We start from the raw sequence: 21666 nt of genomic DNA on the forward strand, positions 1-21666 counted from the left end.
AGAGGATTTTTATATGCGTGATTTACATCACATAACAACCTGCTTAAATTGTTTATATTGATAATGATTATCATTATCTATAAAATGAAATCATTACTATTATAAGTATTAGGGAGGATTATAGTGAAACCGATCTATATTACCTTAGGGTTTTTATTTTTGGCGCTTGGAGTTATTGGTGTAGTGCTACCGTTGCTACCGACTACACCGTTTCTGCTGCTAGCGACCTTTTTCTTTATGCGGGGATCCGAAAGGATTCACCAGTGGTTTTCGAATACCGCTCTGTACCAAAAGCATCTAGAGAGTTTTGTTCAAACAAGGTCGTTGAAGCTGTCTACGAAAATCACCACATTGGGCTTAGCGTCAGCGATGCTGATTACAGGCTTTATTTTCACCCCTAATGTGTGGGGCAAAGCGCTCATCGTCTTGGTCATCCTTTTTAAATATTATTACTTTATATTCCGAATCGGAACAGTGAGAAACGCTGCAGCAGAAATAACGCCTTCATCTTCACTTGCACCTACTCTGAAAAAAAGGTCTAAAATGGTCGACAGCCGTCTGCTCGGTCTAGTGGAACATTCTCGGAAATATATCGTATTGGGTGTGCTTGTGCAGTGGATCGGTCTTTTGGGGAGTATAGCCGCTGTGTTGTCTATGGCCTTTGTTATGCAACAGGCATGGGAAGGACAAGTGACTCGTAAGCTGATTCTATCTATGACTGTCATTGTTATTGCTGCTATTGCAGTTCGCTGCCTGAGCAATTATACAGCCAGTATGTTATCCTATCGTGCTTCGGTAAATGCTAAAAAAACGCTGCGCTCGCAAATTTACGGCAAGTTGCTCAAAATGGGACCCGCATATACAGATCATACCTCCACCTCGGGGGTTATTCAGGTTGCTGTAGAAGGGGTAGAGCAGCTTGAAACCTATTTCGGTAGATACATGCCTCAGCTATTTTACAGTCTGCTTGCCCCCGTAACGTTATTCATCACCCTCTCTTTTGTCAGCTTCAAAGCAGCCATTATACTGTTGATCTGTGTTCCCTTAATTCCAGTGTCGATCATTGTCATTATGAGGATGGCTAAAAAGCTTTTTCGGAAATATTGGGGCAGTTACGTCAATCTGGGCCACAGCTTTTTGGAGAATGTACAAGGTCTGACTACGCTCAAAATGTACGGAACAGACCAGGATAAACATCAGGAAATGAACACAGCAGCGGAGGATTTTCGCAAAATGACAATGAAAGTGCTGACTATGCAGCTTAACTCCGTGGCCATTATGGATTTTATCGCATTTGGTGGTGCCGCTGCGGGTGTACTGGTCGCAGTAAGCGAATATTCTTCAGGCCATATTGGCTTGGCAGGAGCAATCATCATTGTTTTGCTGTCGGCAGAATTTTTCATTCCTCTGCGTCTGCTGGGTTCTTACTTTCATATCGCCATGAACGGAATGGCAGCAAGCGACAAAATATTTCAAATGTTGAGTACTGAGGATCTTATACAAGGACAAGAAAGCATAGAAAACACAGATATTCGACTGGAACAGGTGAGTTTCGCCTACGACGAAAGAGATACCTTACGAAATATATCCATGGATATTCCCCAGGGCAGCTTTGTTTCAATTGTTGGGGAATCAGGCTCTGGTAAAAGTACGGTAGCCGGATTGATCGTTGGGCATCACGAGGGGTATCGAGGAAGTCTGACGATTGGAGGAAAAGAGCTTACCGATATTTCAGAAGGAAGCCGCATGCGTCACATGACCTGGATCGGTTTTAACAGCTATATTTTTAAAGGCACAGTGGAAGCAAATTTAAAAATGGGCAATGAGCACGCGGATGAGCAACAAATGCTGGAAGCTTTGCGACAAGTGAAGCTGTATGATTTTATCCTTTCAGAAGGAGGACTGGAAGCAGAACTGGAGGAGCAAGGGGCAAATCTGTCAGGAGGACAGCGCCAACGGCTAGCACTAGCCAGAGCATTGCTGCATGATAGTCGTGTGTACATTTTTGACGAGGCCACCTCTAACATTGACAGTGAAAGTGAGGACGGCATTATGGAGGTTATACATGCGCTGGCAGGTCAAAAAACAGTGATTCTTATCTCTCACAGACTGGAAAATGTAGTTCAATCCGACTGTATCTATGTGCTGCAAAACGGTTTGGTGGCAGAATCGGGAACGCATCATGAGCTGTTGAGCCAGCAGGGACATTATGCGGAGATGTATCTCAGTCAATACCGGGTAGAGCAGTTTGTAAAAGGAGGGGCTGTATATGCGTAGACATGGATTACGGATCATGGGCCAATTATTGGTATTGGCGGGGCCTCTTTTACCTGTGCTACTCATCACGATTGTTACAGGAGTGCTTGGTTTTGTTTGTGCTATTGGCATTATAGTGTTTGGAGCCCTAGCTCTGCTTACAGCAACGGGCATCACGACAGGCTACACCATGTCGTTTTTGCTGACGGCGATCGTGGTTTGTGCCGTACTACGCGGCGTATTCCGTTATGGTGAGCAAATGAGTGGTCATTATCTCGCTTTCAAGCTGCTGGCTGTACTGCGTGATAAGGTACTTCAAGCCCTGCGTAGACTCGCTCCAGCCAAATTGGAAGGCAAGGACAAGGGGAATCTGATTTCACTCATTACGAGTGATATTGAGCTACTGGAAGTATTTTATGCGCATACGATAGCGCCTGTTATAATCGGCATCATCACTTCACTACTCATGGTGTTTTTTATCGGTTCTTATGAGCCTCTATTAGGCTGGCTTGCTGCGCTTGCTTACCTAACTGTCGGTTTATTTATTCCTTTACTCACGTCACGTATGGGCAAACGTCAGGGGATGGAATACCGAAGTAGCTTTGGCAAGCTGAGCAGTTATTTTTTGGACAGCTTACGGGGTATGAAGGAAATTGTGCAATATGGGCAAGGAGAACAACGTTTGAATGAGATTAACCGTCGTACGGATCAATTGGATGCCAAGCAGAAGGACTTGAAGCATCATGAAGGTATCACAAGAGCCATCACAGATGCGGCTGTAGTTGGATTCTCATTCTTGATGCTGCTGGCTGGATTGTACGGTATGTCTAATGGTCAGGTTGACTTTACAGGTATGCTAATTTCTGTCATTTCCCTGTTTAGTTCATTTGGTCCTGTCGTCGCACTGAGCAATTTGTCCAACAATTTGCTTCAAACGCTGGCGAGCGGGGAACGAGTGTTGAGTCTATTGGAGGAAACCCCGGAGGTAGAGGAAAATATCGAAGGGATGAGTGTTGCCTTTACTGGGGCACAAGTAGATAAGGTGACTTTTGCATACGATGGTCAAACGGTGCTGAATGATGTAAGTCTCACGATACCGCATAAGCGGATTTTAGGCATTCAGGGTAAAAGCGGCTCTGGTAAGTCTACGCTGCTGAAGTTGCTGATGCGATTTAGGGACCCGCAGCAAGGTGGAATTTTGCTATCCGGGCACGATTTGAAGGAAATTGGAACCCGACATTTGAGAGGCTTACAGAGCTATGTAGACCAGCATACGTTCCTGTTTGATGATTCAATTGCAGCTAACATCAAAATCGGAAAGCCTGATGCTACGCATGAGCAGGTTGTGGAAGCAGCACGTAAGGCATCCGTGCACGATTTTATTATGACCTTGCCTCAAGGGTATGACAGCCGAGTTGGAGAATTGGGGGACAGGCTGTCCGGTGGAGAACGCCAACGCTTGGGGTTGGCGAGAGCCTTTGTCCATAATGCGCCTCTCTTACTGCTCGACGAGCCTACCAGCAATTTGGACAGCCTGAACGAGGCGATTATTTTAAAATCGTTAAAGGAACAGCAGCAAGATAAAACGGTTGTCCTTGTTTCGCACCGAAGTTCTACCATGCGGATTGCAGACGATATTTTTGAAATGGATAACCGTAGATTGTCCTGACTTTTCTAACGTGTTTTTTAACGTACTTATTTAGCGATAAGTGATGAAATCTAGGAAATTATTGTTATGCTTGAGGGCAAAAGCTGTAGCCTGTTCATGGTTTTGTCATAAAATGGAGTGTGCGTTGAAATGGAAGCGTCATCCTTATTTAAATCATCCAGCTTTTCAAGCTTGTCTTATTTTGATAGCCTATTAGGTGAAGATTTTACAAAATCCTGAGGTATATTGACAAGTCATAAACATCATAAATGATGGATGAACAGAGGCTGTATGCCGATGTACAGAAATGGGTGGTGAACAGGAATGTCAGATTTCAATCAGCTCAAAGAGCTTGAGCACACAACATATCCCATATATGAAGGCTATGATTTGGGTCTTACTTATACGCCTGTGGGCAGCAAGTTCAAGGTATGGGCACCGACTGCGCAGCAGGTCCATATAGCGTTGTATAACGATGCGGGGGTGTACGATCAGGAGGGGAACGTTCAGGAGCACCACGGTGGTCAAGAATTTCTCATGAACCGTGATGATCAAGGTGTATGGTCTATAGAGCTGGAAGGGGATTGGAACAAATATTATTACATGTACAGGCTGGAGTGGGTGGACAACACCATTCATTATGCTGCCGATCCATATGCCACAGGGGTATCAGCCAACGGGCAGCGTACAGCGATCATTGATTTGGCTCAAACCAACCCGGACGGATGGGAATTGGATGCGGGGCCTCTACTTAAGCGGCCGACGGATGCCATTCTCTATGAGCTTCATGTACGTGATTTTTCGATGGATACCCATTTTAATACGGGGGAAAAAGACTTATCTGCTGCTCAGGGACGGTTTGAGGCCTTTACGTATACGGGATTGAAGGATACTGAGGGGAACAGCATCGGGCTGGATCATCTACTGGAGCTGGGCATTACACATGTTCATTTACTTCCAGTAGCTGATTTTCATACGGTAAATGACTTTGCGGAATTAGATACTGAATATAACTGGGGTTATGATCCGCAGCATTATAATGTGCCGGAGGGGTCTTATTCTTCCAATCCGGCTGATCCGGAGACACGCATACGAGAGCTGAAACTGCTGGTACAGTCTTTGCATACTGCCGGCATTGGTGTCATTATGGACGTTGTGTACAACCATACTTATTCGGTGGAACAGGGGCCATTTGAGCCTGTTGTACCTGGATATTATTACCGTACAGATGAACAAGGGCAGCTCACCAATGGATCAGGGGTAGGTAATGAGGTGGCAACCGAACGTCCGATGGTGCGCAAGTATATCAAGGATTCACTACGCTATTGGGCAGAGGAATATCATATAGACGGCTTTCGATTTGATCTGATGGGTCTGATTGATACCCCAACCGTGGTGCAGCTTACGCAAGAACTTCGCTCTGAAGTGCGTTCGGATCTGCTTATCTATGGTGAGCCTTGGACGGGAGGAGAATCTCCGCAACCCTTGCTTACGCTAAAAGGAACGCAACGGGACAAAGGCTTTGCTGTTTTTAACGACAACTACCGTTCTGCTATTAAGGGGGATAGCGACGGTACTGGGAGCGGGTTTGCCACAGGGGCAGAACATCAGGAGGAACAGGCGCTTAAAGGTGCTTTTGGGGCTATTCATGATTTCACAGCTCAGCCATCGGAGACCGTCAATTATGTAACTGCCCACGATAATCTCAATCTGTGGGATAAAATTTTGACGGTAAGACATTTGCGGGAGCATTGTCGTTTTCCACAATGGGAGCAGGGGAAGCCACAGGATGGGAGGACACCTGAACAAGCTGTTGCCGAAGCAGACCCGTATTGGGAACTGGATGAAAATAACTTGCTAGAGGACGAAACCGTACGCAAGTCCCTGTTAGCTAACGGCATGGTACTCACATCTCAAGGTATTCCTTTTATTCATGCAGGGGATGAACTGCTGCGCTCCAAATGTGGAGACCATAATAGCTACCGAAGCTCAGATGTAGTCAATGCCATCCGTTGGGATAACAAGGCGAGGTTTCGCCCAGTGTTTGATTACTACCAAGGCTTAATTGCTTTGCGACGCAGCCACCCGGCATTCCGAATGGATCATCGTGAGCTGGTGGAGCAGCACATGGAAGTGCTGCAAAGCAGTGGGCATGTGGTGGCTTTTGCTTTGAGGCACCATGCTAACGGTGATGCCTGGAATCATATTGTGGTGATTTATAACGGCTCGGATGCAGAGCAGACGATAGCATTGCCTGCGGAATCGGATCGTTGGCATGTGGTCGTGGACGCACACGGGGCTGGTAATGAGACACGGTATGAAGTCGTAGGCCATCGTGTAACCGTATCACGCTGGTCGATGATGGTGTTATATGATCAGGAAGAACCTGCACGAGTCTCATTTGTGACTGAACAAGATCAGGCTAATCGTCAGGCGGAGAACGAATTGGAAGACTCGGATGAAGGGACAGATCAAGAAATTGCAGGTACAGCCATAGCGTTGACAGATGTCCAGCTTGGAAAAGATAGTGAAGTCGCCCCATTTCGCACGATTGAACTGATCTACGAGCGTGCGGATCGGCAATACACTGGCTGGAACGTATGGGTATGGGGAACGGGGCACCGCGACGGACATGTCGAATTCCGTGATTTGGATGATGGTCGTGCAGTAGCGCGTATTCAGGTGGCCCCTGATATACAGCGAATCGGCTACATTGTCCGGCTTAATCACTGGGATGCTAAGGATGTGGAGGCAGATCGATATATTGATATAGACCCGAACCAGTCTGTGATGCAGGTATTGATTCATAGTGGCAGAGAAGAATATTTGCTACTGGTAAATGATAATCGGGCCGGATAGACTTGTATGCTTGGTCGCTATATACACGCAAGTAGCATTTTTCGATCATTTCGAGAAATGCTATTTTTTTATGCAAACGTGTGTCAGTTTCAGAAAAAAGGGGTAAAATAGAATTATGGACTTGTTTAGTTTTGCCAGCTTGCTGGCTTATAACCTGTAGTACGACTGGTAAACAGGCAAGATTCTTGGAGGAAAATCATTTGTAAGGTAACCTGAAGGAGGTTGTATATCATGAGTTCTAATGGAGGAAGTATTCAACTGACCGCCCAGCCGAGAACAGAGAAGAAGGGTTCGGCTATTCGTGAATTGAGGTTAAAAGGACGGATTCCAGCTGTGGTTTACGGCTCTGAGCTTGAAGGAACCCCTGTACATGTCGATGCCAAGGAATTTAATAAAGTAGTCAGAACCGGACGTTCAGAGGTGTTCAACCTCACTGTAGAGGGTGGAGAAACCATTCCAGTTATTATTAAAGATTATCAACAGCGTGACAACCAATGGTTGCATGCCGATTTTTTGAAAATTGCCAAAAACAAACCGCTTCGCGTGCGTGTTTCTATTGATTATCAGGGTACACCTGTAGGTACAAAAACAGGCGGTATTCTGCAAGTTCAGGAAACGGAAGTAGAAGTCGAAGGTCTTCCGGCTGATTTACCATCTACCATTGAGGTGGATGTATCCGCACTGGATGTTGGCGACAAGCTGAGCGCTAGCGACTTGAAACTCCCTAAAGGAGTAACACTGCACGTCCCTGAAGAAGAACTGCTTGCTTCTATTATCGTTCCGCGTGCAGTTGAAGTGGAAAATGCTGCTGTGGAAGGTGATGCAGCGGCAACCGAAGGCGCTAAAGAGGCTTCCGAAAACAAGGAATCCTAATGTTGTCAGTTGGTATATGAACCTTTTCCAATTGCGAAGATCATCAAAAATGAATTCAAAATCGCTCCCTGTCTGGGGGCGATTTTTTGCATTCATTCATTTATTTACGATTACATACTCTTTCCCTTTAAAATTGTTCTGTTGTAATTTGGAAATTAAAGGGAATGTGGAGTGTTTGTACGATTTTCATTCACTACGTGTTCTGATATGACGATATATAAAGTATGGCATTTACATTTTTATTTTATAAATACCTAATATATATCTAAGGAGCGCGTACACAATCATGGACAGAACGAGTGAATTGTTGTGGCAAAGAAACAAATTGGTGATCATTATTTTTTGGATTATGGCCTTGAGCGGCATCGTCCCGGCATTATCTAATCCCTCGATGTGGGTATCTAATGGTGTAGGATTTGTAGTCGCGGCAGTTTTAACGATCCTGAATATGAAAAAGAAAGGAATCCGCCTTATTCCGTGGATTACTACGTTTTTTAGCGTATTAATGTGTATATTTTTGAACTTATCTAGCGTCGAGGTAGTGACCACCATATTAATTTGCTCTTTGTTTTTGCTGTATCCGTCTTACCGATATTTTCTGGTAGCTATGACCTTAAATCTCTGTAATATTTTTGTGCAAATAACAATCGGTACGCCCCCAGTTCCCCCAGCTACCGGTTCTTTGCGCTATGTGCATGAGTTTATTATTGTTTTACTTATTGGTTTGCTACTGTTAGTGGTATCGGTGTTAAATCAAAAGCAGTTTAAGAAAAGTGAAGAGCAAAATAAAGATATCGATGCTACAAGGCAACGAATTGAATTTCTGTTTGAGCAAGTTAAACAAGCAGTGGCTGGATTGCATAACTTTACAGAACGATTTAGGAATCAAGTGGATGCTACGGGCAGCGTGACGCATGAAGTCGCTATCGGGTTTCAGGAGGTTGCCAAAGGGGTAGAAATGCAAGCTTCGAATATCACCGAGGTTACGGATAACTTGGCCCAATCTGACCGGCACGTGCGAGAGGTAGCTGATCATTCCCGAGAACTGAAGCAGCTTTCCGAAGATACGAAAAATGCCGGGGACAGAGGGAGCAGTCAACTGCTGGCATTAACGTCTCAAATCAAGGATTTGGGTCAGGTCATGAGTCGTACCAAAGAAGAACTGGACGAGTTTAAAGTACAAAGTGATAGCATGTCTGCCATGCTTAAAGATATTACTCAAATCTCAAAACAAACTAATTTGCTGTCCTTGAATGCATCCATTGAGGCCGCCAGAGCGGGAGAGCATGGAAAAGGATTTGCCATCGTAGCTGGAGAAGTGCGTAATTTGGCTGAAATGGTAGGGAACACCTCGGTGGCGATGGAAGGTATCTTGACTCAACTGAGAACTCAGATGGATTCTGTCGTTAACCAATTTGATATGGGACAGCAAAGGCTACAGCAAAGTATGGAATCGGCACATTCGACCGAAATTGTACTGGAGGATATCCTGCAAAATGCCAATAAAGTGCTGCAGCAGGCCGTAGATGTGGAAAACAGTACGAATAGCATGCAGCAATACTCATCTCAGGTTGTTCAAGAAATGACGGAATTTTCAAGTGTAACGGAACAAGCGAGTGCAGCGTCAGAACAAATTTTGGCTGGAGTAGAGGAGCAACGAAATATAACCTCCAATATGGTGACCGGGTTTAGTGAGCTGGAGGCGTTGATTATCCAATTAAAAGAACTGGTACATGATCAGAAGGAGGACAACATTCCTACCGAAATCAGCAAAAGCAAATAACCGAAATGCTTCATTATCGGACTAGAGATCCGGGGATTATCGCTATCTAGCGGTACTCTCCGGTTTTTTACTGTGTTTGAAGAAGGGAAATGAAGATGGGATTTCTAGAAGCTATAATTAGATGGAAGTTGATGGTATAATTTGTGGCAGTTTAAATGCTTTGTAACTAAGGGGGGATGACCATGATCATAGGAAAGCAAGCACCCAAATTAAAAGTTGGAGACGAGATACGTATTCTTTCGCCGTCCAGAAGCTTGTCGATCGTTTCTGAGGAAAATCGCTTGATTGCCCAGCAACGACTGGAGGAGCTAGGGTTTAAAGTGAGTTTTTCGCAACATGTGCTGGAAAATGATGATTTTACATCTTCCTCGATAGAGTCCAGAGTCGCAGACTTGCACGAAGCTTTTGTCGATCCAAAGGTAAAGGGCATCCTGACTTCAATTGGGGGCTATAATGCCAATCAGCTCCTTACCCATCTTGACTATGAACTGATTGGAGCTCATCCTAAACGATTATGTGGTTATTCGGATATAACAGCGTTAAGCCATGCGATTTATGCAAAAACGGGGCTTATCACGTATGCAGGACCTCATTTTTTGACGTTTGCCATGTTGCGAGGAAATGATTATACGACGGCGTATTTTCAAAGGTTGATGTTGGAAGAGGGCAGCATTCAAATCCAGTCTTCGTCGGAGTGGAGTGACGATACTTGGTATCTAGATCAGGATCAAAGAAGCTTTTACCGCAATGCGGGTCCGTATGCGATTCATGAAGGTGAAGCAACGGGTACGATTGTGGGCGGAAACTTGTGTACCCTGAATTTGTTGCAGGGGACTCCGTATATGCCGAGTCTGGAAGGAAGCATTCTATTTGTTGAGGATGATTACGAAAGCTCTCCCGCTACGTTTGATCGGGATTTGCAATCACTGTTGCACCAGCCTGGATTTGATCAGGTTAAGGGGATCATCATAGGACGATTTCAGCAGGCGTCGCATATGACAGAAGAATTGCTGCGGCAAATCATTAGCTCGAAAAGAGAATTGGCCTCCATTCCAGTGATTGCAGATGCTGATTTTGGTCATACTACGCCGCAGTTTACATATCCGATTGGTGGGAAGGCTAGCATCCATGCCCGTAATGGCAGGGTGAGTACTGAAATATGTGAATAATTAACACAACTTATGTAGGCATATCCGTTTTTATTTGGGAGGAACGCAGGTGAACGCCTTGTTGGAAATGCTGATGCAGCTATTTGAGCGCGCAGCGTTGTTACTGATTTGTTTATTTTTTATTACACGTATCCCGCGCTTTAAGGAAACCTTGCAAAAGAACAGCCATTCTCCGGCAGAGCTGGCCATATTAACATTGATCTTTTGTATGTTTGCGCTGTTCGGCACCTACACCGGGATTGAAGTCGAAGGTTCGCTTGTTAACGTTCGAATCATTGCAATTATGGCAGGCGGTATTTTGTTCGGACCATGGGTTGGGATCGTTACAGGTATTGTATCAGGTATCCACCGTTATCTAATTGATATCGGGGGAGTGACCTCGATTCCGTGTCTGATTACGAGTATTTTGGCAGGTGTGGTGTCAGGATACATTGGCCGCCGGGTCAACCGTTCCAAGAGATGGCTAGTCGGTATCGCCGCAGGTATGGTCTGCGAAGCATTAACGATGCTGCTCATTCTGGTGATGGCACAACCCCATAACCTTGGAGTGGACATCGTTTCCAAGATTGGTCTACCGATGATTATCGGAGAAGTCAGTATCGGTTTAATCGTTCTGTTGATCCAGAGTGTGGAGGGGGAAAAGGAGAATATCGCGGCCAGACAGGCCAAGCTGGCGCTGGATATTGCCAATAAGACGTTGCCTTATTTTCGCTCCATTAATGCGGAATCCTTGCATACCATTTGTTCGATCATAAAAGAAGATATCAAGGCAGACGCGGTGGCGATTACGGATACCAGAGATGTGCTGGCCTATGTCGGTTTTGGCGAAGAGCGTTATCACATCGGAGATGAGATCATTAGCGATGTGACTAAAACGACGATCCGTAGCGGTAAAATCACGATCCGCAACCATATTGCAGACGATAAAACACCCCAAATCCAGTCTCTGCTCATTATCCCGTTAGAGGAGCGGGGAGAAGTAACCGGAACGTTGAAGATTTATTATCGCAAAGCTTATAAAATTACGTATCCGTTGCAGACGATGGCGATTGGCTTGTCTCAAATCATTTCCACGTTAATGGAAGTGTCACGTGTGGAGCAAATTAAGGAAGCAGCGAATAAAGCCGAGCTAAAGGCGCTCCAAACGAAAATTAATCCCCATTTTCTGTTTAACGCGCTGAACGCCATTGCCTCTACGACACGCACCAAGCCGGATAAGGCACGAGAGCTGATCATTAATTTATCAGGCTATCTGCGCTATAATTTGGAGCTGAATGATGATTTGATCGAAATTCATAAGGAGCTTCAGCAGGTGTCTGATTACGTGGAAATTGAAAAAGCACGCTTCGGCAACCGACTTCAGGTAGAGTATGTAATGGATGAGGTGTCTGTGCGTATTCCAAGTCTTATTATCCAGCCCCTGGTTGAGAATGCGATTAATCACGGAATTCTCAAGAAAAAGGGGACAGGTACAGTAACTATTTCTGTAAAGGATCGTGGAGAAATGGTGCGTATTTCTGTAGCAGATACCGGGGTAGGTATACGGGATGATGTTGTGGATAACCTGTATCATGATCGGGTTCCGGCTAAACAGATCGGCTTGTACAATGTGCACAGACGACTCAAGCTTATGTACGGCGAAGGAGTTATTATTCTGAAGCATGAACCGGGCACCGAAGTCTATTTTGACATACCAAAGGAGAAGTCATGAAGGCCATAATTGTAGAAGACGAGCTTCCGGCGCGTGAAGAGCTGGAGTATCTTATTCAGACTCATAGCAACATTGAGGTGACCGATAGTTTCGAGGATGGGCTAGATGTGTTTCGGTTTCTGCAAGATCAGGAGACGGACGCGATCTTTCTGGACATTAACATTCCTTCATTGGACGGGATGCTGCTGGCACAGAACATTAGCAAATTTGCCAAAAAGCCCTATATTATTTTTACGACCGCCTATAAAGAACATGCGGCGCAGGCTTTTGAACTGGAGGCGTTCGACTACATCCTCAAACCATATGATGAAAAACGGATCGCATCTATGCTACGCAAGCTGGAAAATGCTTATGAGCAGCAGAACGTTCCAATACAGGAGCCTGTCCAGACTGCACAATCCCGAGCTGCTGAAGCCAGTACTGTTGCTGCGCCAGGTCGTATTAATTTGCTGAAAAATGACAAAATCATTGTGACGGATGCGAACGATATTTACTATGCGTGTGCGCAGGAAAAGGTGACCCGTGTCTTTACAAGGCACGAAGAATATACGATGCCGATGAGCATTTCGGAATTTCATGCCCGGCTGCCGCAGCAGGACTTTTTCCGCTGTCACCGTTCATACACGGTGAATCTATCGCAGATCCGTGAAATTGTACCTTGGTTCAACCATACGTATCTCCTGCGTTTGCGTGGACTAGAAGCAGAGATTCCGGTGAGCCGTAGTAAAGCCAAGGAATTTCGGCAAATTATGCGACTTTAAAGGCATTTCATTCCGCTATATGTGCATTTCATTCCTCAAACGATTTCTGGCTAACATGCAGGGTTATAATAATCGATGTAGAGAGAATCCTTACAGACTTGCTCCTCCACAGGCGCAAAGCGTACTGGATTCCCGGTTATCATGATAACAAACTGACGCTGTAGAGCCGGAATGAAAAGAGGAGATTTATATGAAAACAAACAGCGGAAATCGTTGGCTTGTCGTGCTTGGAACGATAATTGTCCAGATGGGATTAGGAACCATTTACACATGGAGTTTATTTAATCAACCGTTGGTGGACCGCTTTGGCTGGAACCTCAGTTCGGTTGCCATTACATTTTCAATTACCAGTTTTGCACTGGCGTTTGCTACATTATTCGCAGGCAAACTACAGGATAAATGGGGACTACGTCGTTTGATTTTGTGTGCAGGTGTCGTGTTAGGAGCAGGGCTTATGCTCAGTTCGCAGGTAACATCGCTGTCCCTGCTTTACATTTTGGCGGGTATTGTCGTAGGTTTTGCGGATGGAACGGCATATATTACATCATTGTCGAATCTGATTAAGTGGTTTCCTGAGAAAAAAGGACTTATTTCCGGTATTTCGGTTGGGGCATATGGAACAGGCAGTCTTATATTCAAGTATATTAATGGTTCGTTGATTCAGTCCGTTGGCGTATCACAAGCGTTTTTATATTGGGGAATGATCGTGCTGATCATGATTGTGGGTGGTTCTTTCCTGGTAAGAGAAGCTGTAGTTGTGAATAAGCCTTCGGTACAAAATGGGGTTGTACAGCGGGACTACACCGTTAAAGAAATGCTGCGCACCAAGCAGGCATACCTGCTGTTCGTAATGTTCTTTACCGCTTGTATGAGTGGTCTCTACCTGATTGGAGTAGTCAAGGATATCGGCGTACGGATGGCCGGTCTAGATGTAGCAACAGCCGCTAATGCGGTCGCTATGGTCGCTATTTTTAATACGGCGGGTCGGATCATTTTAGGTGCGCTATCGGATAAAGTAGGTCGTCTGAAAGTAGTAGCGGGTGCTCTATTAACAACGGCGGTCGCAGTTACAGTGCTGAGTCTGGTACCGCTGAATTATGGTTTGTTCTTTGCCTGTGTAGCAGGAATTGCTTTTTGCTTCGGCGGCAACATTACAGTCTTTCCTGCCATCGTAGCTGATTTCTTCGGCCTGAAAAATCAAAGCAAAAACTATGGTATTGTGTATCAAGGCTTTGGCCTCGGTGCGCTGGCGGGGTCATTTATCGCAGCCTTGCTCGGTGGATTCATCCCGACCTTTACCACGATTGCTGTGCTGTGTGTCGTATCGTTCCTTATTGCCCTCACCATTCGCACTCCAGAACAAGGCAAAGGCAAACTGCGCAGTGAACGGAAGAAAAATACGAACAGTGTGCGCAGCATGAAGCCTGGAACGAAACTGGGTTAAACGATTTGAGAAAAAAGAACCAAATGAATGCCAAAAGACCTGTCATCATTTCTCTAAGGGAGATTATGGCAGGTTATTTGTTTTTCCAATAATCTATTTTACGGTATAATAAAAAGATGTGTAATAAGCCGATATATACAAAAGACATAAGCTAAGAACCTGACAGGAGGACGAGTCATGATCGTGGATACAAGCGGGAATCTGCTTGCCCGCAATACGAAGCTGCGAAATACATATCAAATTCGAAGCGCCTTGTCCCGCAGTGAGCTGGCCATCGTGTATACGGCAAGGCTGTTGGATAACCGAGAAAAGGTCATTGTTAAGGAATTTTTTCCGAATGCACTGGCTTTGCGGGGGATGGATCGAAAAACGGTCACTTGCGGTGCTTCTATGCAATCCAAATACGTGGAGTTTATGCATTATTTTTTGCGTGAAGGGCAAATGTTGAAGGAGTTAAGTCATCCGGGAATTGTCGGTTATATAGATCACTTTGAGGAAAATGGAACTGCCTATCTGGTCATGGAATACTGTGCAGGCAAGACACTGGATCGAATGATGAAAGAAGAGGCTGTGCCAACGTATGATCCCACTTTTTTGTACCACACGGTGCTACCTTTAATTGATGCCATGGAGTACATTCACGACAAAGGAATTATTCACCGGGATATTAAGCCGGGCAACATTATGATTGGGGAAAATGGCAACATCAAGCTGATTGATTTTGGTTCGGCTGTGCATTTTGAAGGTAAAGAGCATCCGATCTTCACCACGGCGGGCTATTCTCCGCTGGAATTTTACTCTAATCGTTCGCAGCAGGGGCCTGTATCGGATATCTATAGTTTGGCCGCCACGCTGTATTATTGCCGAAAAGGAACACCTCCGCCAGATGTGCCAGGCCGATTGTTTGCAGATCATTCCGAGCGGATTCAGATTGAAAATGCGGGACTTTCTCTGCTGCCGTATGTCATTCGGCGTGGTCTGGAGGTACAGGCTAACAAGCGTTGCCGCTCACTTCGATGGTTTAAAGCCGCACTACGTGCGGAATATTGGATAAAAAAAGGGAAGCGCCCTACTCTTACGGTTCGTTAATCGTAAGAGAGGGTGCTTCTCTTTTTTTACGTTGTGACGGACATTATCCTGTCGGAGCTTGGATATGGTCGGTGTACACTGAAGTATTCGGTTTAATCGCTTTGTATCGCAGCTCGATTTCAGTGACACCATCCTCGAATGTAATGTACAGTTTGTCACTGTACTCCATAACCGCTTTTTTGTTACGGGCTAATCTGATCTTTCCATGCTGTAAGGCACAGCGTGTATCATGTTTCACGATTAGGCTCCCTTTTTTGCCTGCGGAAAATAGAATCCGTTCCGCTTCTGGCAACGGTTCGTGAACGTCAAGCGTACGGAACAACTCCTGTAAGCTGACCTTACGACCCGGAAAGGAGGTGAGCGGCCAAGATTTTACCGGAATCTCCTGTCCACTTGCTGTAGCGAGAAAATATCCTTCGATTCTTCCGGCAAACTGCGGCTTCGGCCGCAAGAACCAATACAGAAAAGCGGCTACCACGACACTGATGGCTACCGTCCATTTAATGGCTGTATACCGGGATTGTACGGAAACGGTTAGTGTAGCGCTGCTGGATGCGCCTTCCGGATCGGTAGCGGTAATCTTTAGCTGAGTGTCACCTGTGTGGAGCTCGGATAGCAGCAGATCATTACCGTTAATCTCAGCATGGACCGTATCCCCAGAGGCTTCTGAATCCAGCTTATAGTTCAGCTTGTCATGATTCGGGTCAATGATAAAATCCGATAAACTTCGACGGGAATCGCCGTCTTCTTTTACCAGGCGAATCGTCAGGTCTTTCAAGACTTGAGGCGCTGCATTGGCCGCGTGAACTTTATGTACAGTTCCCTTACGGTACCATTGCGGACTATCCAGGGATAGCTGCCATGTATAATCCCCGGTTTGAGGGAACGCATATTCGGTATGGAAGGCTCCTGACTTATAGGTCATAGGCACCTTTTTGGCTGTGCCCCCCTTTGGAGTAACTATAATATGGGCTTGGAGAGACGTATATACGGCTTCATCCGTAAGCTTTTGACTGTCGGGTAACAGGAGCTGAGCTTGAAACGGTGTGGCTTGACCTTTCAGCAACTGCACAGGCTTGTCGCCATGAGTTGCCGTTGCTTGCTTTCCTCCCATGGTAGCTTCGGCTTCCAGTCGATAGCTGCCAAGTAAATTGATTTTTACCAAATCCCCGCGTATGCCCCGTAGTTTCAACTTCACTTTACCTGCCTGTGGATGCTCGATTTTTAAAATCGCATATCGGCTCGACTTGTACCTGCGGACATTTTCTGAATTGGAATATAGCTGTGTTTCCAGAAGGGGATGCTCCGACAAAAGCACCAGATTGGCTTCCTCCATACTAGAATCAGGTAGAGTTACAGTTAATTCTTGCATCTCGCCAGTGGTCGTAATTGCAGCAATTGGAACGAGCTTGGAGCGAATTTGACTGGCGAAAATACGGTTCAGAATTTCCGGCAGATCCTCGGCACTACTCGTAATAAAAGAAGCTCCACCCGTTTGAGAAGCGATCCGTTCGAGTTCTTGTCGGTTCACTGTGCCATCATGGTTCAGACCAATCGTGTACACCGGATATCCCTTGGTCTGTGCAGATTTGATGACAGAGGACACATCGTTATTGGAGTCACCTTTAGATCGGGAACCAGAGGAGGCACCAAAATCAGTCTCTCCATCTGACAATAGAATCATAAAAGGCTGACGCCCTTGGGATGCTCCTGCCGCTAGCAGCTCCGAGCCTTTGCGCAACCCAAGTCCCAAATCCGTATAACCGGAACGGTTTAGCGTTCTGATATCCTGCTGGATTTGGGATTTTTGCGCTGCCACGGCAATCGTAGTCAGTGGTTTCGAGGCGACCACGTTGTGATTGTAGGCAACGAATCCTACGCGTGTGCGGTCTGCATCACTCAAATCCATAAACATATTGATGACTTCGGCAGCAATGCCCTCAGGATCAGTATCCCTCATGGAATAACTGGTATCCAATACAAAAACGGCATCATAACCCTCGATCGGGACAGCACCCAAAGATGCTGCATTAGCCTGATTTACAGTGCAAATGCCCCCATTTAAGCCCATTTGTAAAAATAGTACAAAAGTCATGAAAACAATAATCCCTAGTTTCCTTATTCTGAACATAAGCTCCTCCATCGTCGAGACCAACATGGGGGGATCAACTCTCCTAATCCTTGGGATATAAGGGATAAAGGATCAAAACAGCTGATAAACCTCACATTAGCCATGAATTTGATTCTTTTACGCTTATCAGAAATATCCAATGGACTTCTATCGGTAATTGGGTTCCATTTGTGAATATTTCCCTGAAGAAACAGGTCTAACATATCATGAAAATTACGTATTCACGCATAAAATGAGTCAAAATGCCCTGTTTCAATCTGAGACTACAGAAATTGACAAAACTGAAGGGTACTTTGTATGATAGCTCTCGTATCAACGGCAAAAATTGGGATTGAAGTTAGGAATACGAAATCATAAATTTAAAATTTCTGTGTTATCTGACTTTTGAATTTGAAAAACATCTCATTTGTATACTTTGCCGTTAAAAGCCGAATAACGCTTCGGACCGATTTTCGAGGTTACATGCCTGTACCGTAAATGTGGTATAAGCTCAATCCTTTGACGAATTTAAATGTTAAGTAGGGGGGAGGAGGCAAAAGAACTAAAAATGAGTATTCGTCCGTTTCAAATTGGACATCCCGTGTCCGTATATGGAGCAATGGACCTATAACTCATACTTTATTCATTTGCCGACAGCGATGGAAATCATTTATCAAACCAACCGTACAATGCTTTTTGAAGAGATTAACCCGGAAAAGCTGGACCTGATCACCATTGTAGGTGATGTGAAGGGTATTGACAGCTTGAGCGATGAAAAGATCAAGGAAATTAATCAGCACCTTCTGGTGCGCAGCTTTGACGAATTTTTGGATAAGTTTTCACCAACCGTGTATTCGTTTTTTAACGCGGCCAATCAAAAAGTCGTCTACACCCTTAAAAAGCCAGAGGGAATTGATGAGGATAGCATTTCTGAAATTCGTGTAAATCAAAGTAATGACTTTCTGAAAATGTTGTTTACGCTCATCGATACCAAGCGCAGTCAAGGAATTACAAATGTAGATTTCAAATTTGAAAATCTGCTGGATATGATTTCACCGAAAAAGGTCATGGATGATATTCGTCAAGTCCGCAAAGAGATTCACTATATGTATGGTGAATACGACAAGCTGGATGATGGCGATCCAAAGAAACTCGACATGGGTGACAAGCTGAATGGAATGTTCGAGGAAGCGAGTCAGAACTATAACAATGTTATGGCTATGCTCCCACTGGCAATTGAGGACATCAAAACCCGCCTTCTGCTCGGTGGCGCCCAAGAGGAAAACTCCGGCGAGCTGATTCAGGTGGGTATGCTCTCCATTGGGGAAAGCGGCGAACTGAAAATTATTGAAGCGCCGAAGAGCGACAGTACTGAGCTGATGTTATTGGATGAGAACAGCACTGGCGATCTCTCCCAAGTATTCGAAGAGGATTATAACTCCATCACAGATACGCCTTCTGACTATGTGAAGGATTTGGTGGTTCGCACATTTGTGCCACTGCCAGCTGTTCAGACGAAGGTGGATACAGCGGTTGAAGTTCAAAACTACAACACGTATCTGGAGTTCTATAAAAATGCCAAGGACGATTTCGTAAAGGCGGTTAAGCCGCTTGTGGAGAAAATCCTCGGTGTCAAAATGTTCTTCGATCAATATGCAACGAAGAGCAAAGGCATGCTGCCGACAATGCTGGTGGCGAACAACAAGCTGGACATGCTGGTGAAAAGCAGCAATATCCCGCGCTTGGAAACGTACCTGAACACTGTGAATGCTAAGAATGAATTCAGCGACACGATCTGGTTCGGTATCGTTCCATCCGTCGAGCTGGAAGCAGCCGGTAAGGTAAAGGTTTCACGTGAACGCTTCAAGGGTAACGAGAAGGTCGTTAAGCAGGGCGGGAATTCTATGGAATCGCTCTCGATGCTGCTGCAAGTCGTGAAGGATTACAAAATTCAAATGTTCTTTAACTTTGAATCCGGTGAAGAAACGACTTTCAACAGTATGGCGACAGCAGGTATCGACAAATATGTCGATAAATGTGCCAGTCTCGTTCGCAGAGAATATAGCGAATTTGCCATTCCTTGTGTACCGAACTTTACGATTATTCCGAAGGACAAATCGGGTGTCATTATCGACAGCAAAATGCTACAGACCGAAGACGGTGTACAGCTCTCTAAGGAGAAAGAGGATATTCTCAAGCTGTGGATCGAGGGCGTTTATGTGGGTGCAGCCTATGTTGCCGCCGGCTTGGTCGCTTCCTATCAGTGTCCTGAATACCTGCGTGAGACGTTCAAAACGGTCAATAAGAACTTCCCTGGCGTACGCTTCGACATTGAAGCGGGAGACAACAGTCTGCGCACGGTGACGACGATGGCCAAGGAAATCACCGGTTTCACCAACACGATCAAGGATGCCATCAACCGTAAAAACTTCGGCTTTGTATTCTCGTCGGAGAATGCTCAGATTCAGGATAAGGATATCCGCCGGATTACCGTCTACAAGGCGAGAAGCATGGCGATGTCCGAGGACGGTTTTGACTCCATCTACAAGACGCTGGTCAGCACGTACATTGAACGTATTTTGCGCTACCAGACAGGGGACTTCAAACACGAAAATATCGTCCGCTTCTTCAGTAACAATCCGAGCAGTCAGAAGAGCAAGTGGCTGAGCAGCAGAGGATCTGTTAACTCGATCATTCAGGACGGAGACGATATGAGCTTCATTATTGATGAGAAAAGCAATATGTGCCATATCGATCTGGTCTTCAACGGTAATGTGAAGAACCTGGAAGTCATGATCACTAAGGGAACCAGCTCGGTCAAATCATGATCCGAGCACTACGAAAGATGTTAGAGGCGTTTCTATCCAGAACCGCCTTTATACATAAATCGCGGAGAAGCTCTGCATCTCCCGCCATCATATTACCTAATTTCAAGGAGGCAACACACATGGGATTCAGATTGAAAGTAGAAGGACAAGAAACAATCGAGCTGGGCTTGGATAACATCCAAACGGTTATTTATGACACCGATACACCGGACGATTCCAATGCACGCTCCACTGACGTAGGCTCCACGCTGCGCATCAGCGGCAAAATCATCACAGCAGTAGATGGTGACAGCGCGGATGACACGCTGAAACTGGCTCTGTGGTCTCTGGTTCCTGCTGAAAAAGCAGACAGCTACCGTAAAGTAACACTGGAAGTTATCGCAGCTGATCAAGTTGTGCGTAAAATCCACTTCCCGAATGCTTTCGTTGTAGACTACAACGAGCACTTCGGCGACACAGAAGGTGTAGGTGCATTTACACTCTACATCAAACAAAAGAAAGACAAAACCGAGCTGGCTACAATCGACGGCGGATATCCGGTTTAAGCTTAACGTCTTCACGTTAAGTGCAGCTTAAACACACACTCACCTGGCACACAAGTGCAAGGTGGATAAATATTAAGAGGCCTACGGGTCTCTTAATATTTATTTTTTTCGGAGAGGGGAACATCACACAATGACCAACTACTATGAGCTGCTCGGTGTCAGCCGGGATGCTTCGGAGGCAGAGATTAAGCAGGCTTACCGTAAACTGGCCAAAAAGTATCATCCTGATACCAACCAGGGAAGCGAGGAAGCAACGCGCAAGTTCAAGCTAATTCACGAGGCTTATAATACCTTGCGTGACGAAGCATTGCGGCAGGCATACGATGCCGAGCTCATCCGAAAAACTGAGGGAGCTGGCGGGGAACAGCGAGAGAGAGGCAGAGGGGCTGCATCCTCCGGCGGTGCGCGTACGGCTGCCAAAGGATTCAATCCGGCTGATATAGGTACTGATTTTGAGCAATTTTTTGGTTTTCATCCGAAAACGAAGGAGGGCTCACCAGGGAAAAAAACGAAAAAACCCGGTGATCCGACGGATACCTCAGCGATGTTTAACCAATTTTTCGGTATTCGTAAAAAGTGATGATTTCAGG

General features: G+C 45.5%; 14 protein-coding genes. 13 read left to right on the forward strand and 1 reads right to left on the reverse strand.

Going from position 1 to position 21666, the window contains the following annotated elements:
• Positions 1–123 precede the first annotated feature (123 nt).
• From MKX59_RS07690 to MKX59_RS07735, 10 genes are all read left to right on the forward strand, one after another.
• Positions 124–2277 carry a DUF454 family protein gene (locus MKX59_RS07690; protein ID WP_340858011.1) on the forward strand — a complete coding sequence of 718 codons (2154 nt, stop codon included), beginning with the start codon at positions 124–126 and terminating at the stop codon, positions 2275–2277.
• Positions 2270–3925: an amino acid ABC transporter ATP-binding/permease protein gene (locus MKX59_RS07695; protein ID WP_340858013.1), complete on the forward strand. Its 1656-nt coding sequence runs from the start codon at positions 2270–2272 to the stop codon at positions 3923–3925. The genes MKX59_RS07690 and MKX59_RS07695 overlap by 8 nt, the downstream gene beginning before the upstream one ends.
• Positions 3926–4228: 303 nt before the next feature.
• Entirely contained in the window at positions 4229–6763 is a 2535-nt protein-coding gene (gene pulA / locus MKX59_RS07700) for a type I pullulanase (RefSeq protein WP_340858014.1), read from the forward strand.
• A 231-nt stretch (positions 6764–6994) separates the two neighbouring features.
• Entirely contained in the window at positions 6995–7636 is a 642-nt protein-coding gene (locus MKX59_RS07705) for a 50S ribosomal protein L25 (protein ID WP_028542463.1), read from the forward strand.
• 286 nt (positions 7637–7922) lie between these two features.
• Complete coding sequence (locus MKX59_RS07710) at positions 7923–9419, forward strand: methyl-accepting chemotaxis protein (RefSeq protein WP_053325944.1); 1497 nt, start codon at positions 7923–7925, stop codon at positions 9417–9419.
• Positions 9420–9601: 182 nt separating this feature from the next.
• Positions 9602–10588 (forward strand): S66 family peptidase, encoded by a 987-nt coding sequence (locus MKX59_RS07715; RefSeq protein WP_053325943.1) that lies wholly within the window; start codon positions 9602–9604, stop codon positions 10586–10588.
• Between the two features lie 49 nt (positions 10589–10637).
• Positions 10638–12299 carry a sensor histidine kinase gene (locus MKX59_RS07720; protein ID WP_028542466.1) on the forward strand — a complete coding sequence of 554 codons (1662 nt, stop codon included), beginning with the start codon at positions 10638–10640 and terminating at the stop codon, positions 12297–12299.
• Positions 12296–13060 carry a LytR/AlgR family response regulator transcription factor gene (locus tag MKX59_RS07725; protein WP_023989864.1) on the forward strand — a complete coding sequence of 255 codons (765 nt, stop codon included), beginning with the start codon at positions 12296–12298 and terminating at the stop codon, positions 13058–13060. Before MKX59_RS07720 ends, MKX59_RS07725 begins: the two co-directional genes overlap by 4 nt.
• 190 nt (positions 13061–13250) lie before the next feature.
• A complete protein-coding gene (locus MKX59_RS07730) occupies positions 13251–14504 on the forward strand; it encodes an L-lactate MFS transporter (protein WP_023989863.1) in 1254 nt (417 codons plus the stop codon).
• A 177-nt stretch (positions 14505–14681) separates the two neighbouring features.
• Positions 14682–15593: a serine/threonine protein kinase gene (locus MKX59_RS07735; RefSeq protein ID WP_053325941.1), complete on the forward strand. Its 912-nt coding sequence runs from the start codon at positions 14682–14684 to the stop codon at positions 15591–15593.
• Positions 15594–15636: 43 nt separating this feature from the next.
• Here MKX59_RS07735 and MKX59_RS07740 read toward each other — a convergent pair whose 3' ends face one another.
• Entirely contained in the window at positions 15637–17724 is a 2088-nt protein-coding gene (locus tag MKX59_RS07740) for a vWA domain-containing protein (protein ID WP_340858021.1), read from the reverse strand.
• Between the two features lie 638 nt (positions 17725–18362).
• Here MKX59_RS07740 and MKX59_RS07745 point away from each other — a divergent pair.
• From MKX59_RS07745 to MKX59_RS07755, 3 genes are all read left to right on the forward strand, one after another.
• Positions 18363–20531 (forward strand): hypothetical protein, encoded by a 2169-nt coding sequence (locus MKX59_RS07745; protein ID WP_023989860.1) that lies wholly within the window; start codon positions 18363–18365, stop codon positions 20529–20531.
• A 119-nt stretch (positions 20532–20650) separates the two neighbouring features.
• Positions 20651–21076 carry a hypothetical protein gene (locus MKX59_RS07750; RefSeq protein ID WP_013311475.1) on the forward strand — a complete coding sequence of 142 codons (426 nt, stop codon included), beginning with the start codon at positions 20651–20653 and terminating at the stop codon, positions 21074–21076.
• 130 nt (positions 21077–21206) lie between these two features.
• The gene (locus tag MKX59_RS07755) at positions 21207–21656 is read left to right on the forward strand and encodes a J domain-containing protein (protein ID WP_025720823.1); all 450 of its coding nucleotides are present in this window, start codon (positions 21207–21209) and stop codon (positions 21654–21656) included.
• Positions 21657–21666: the final 10 nt, after the last annotated feature.

The organism is Paenibacillus sp. FSL R7-0340 (genome assembly GCF_038002205.1).
Lineage (GTDB): Bacteria > Bacillota > Bacilli > Paenibacillales > Paenibacillaceae > Paenibacillus > Paenibacillus polymyxa_B.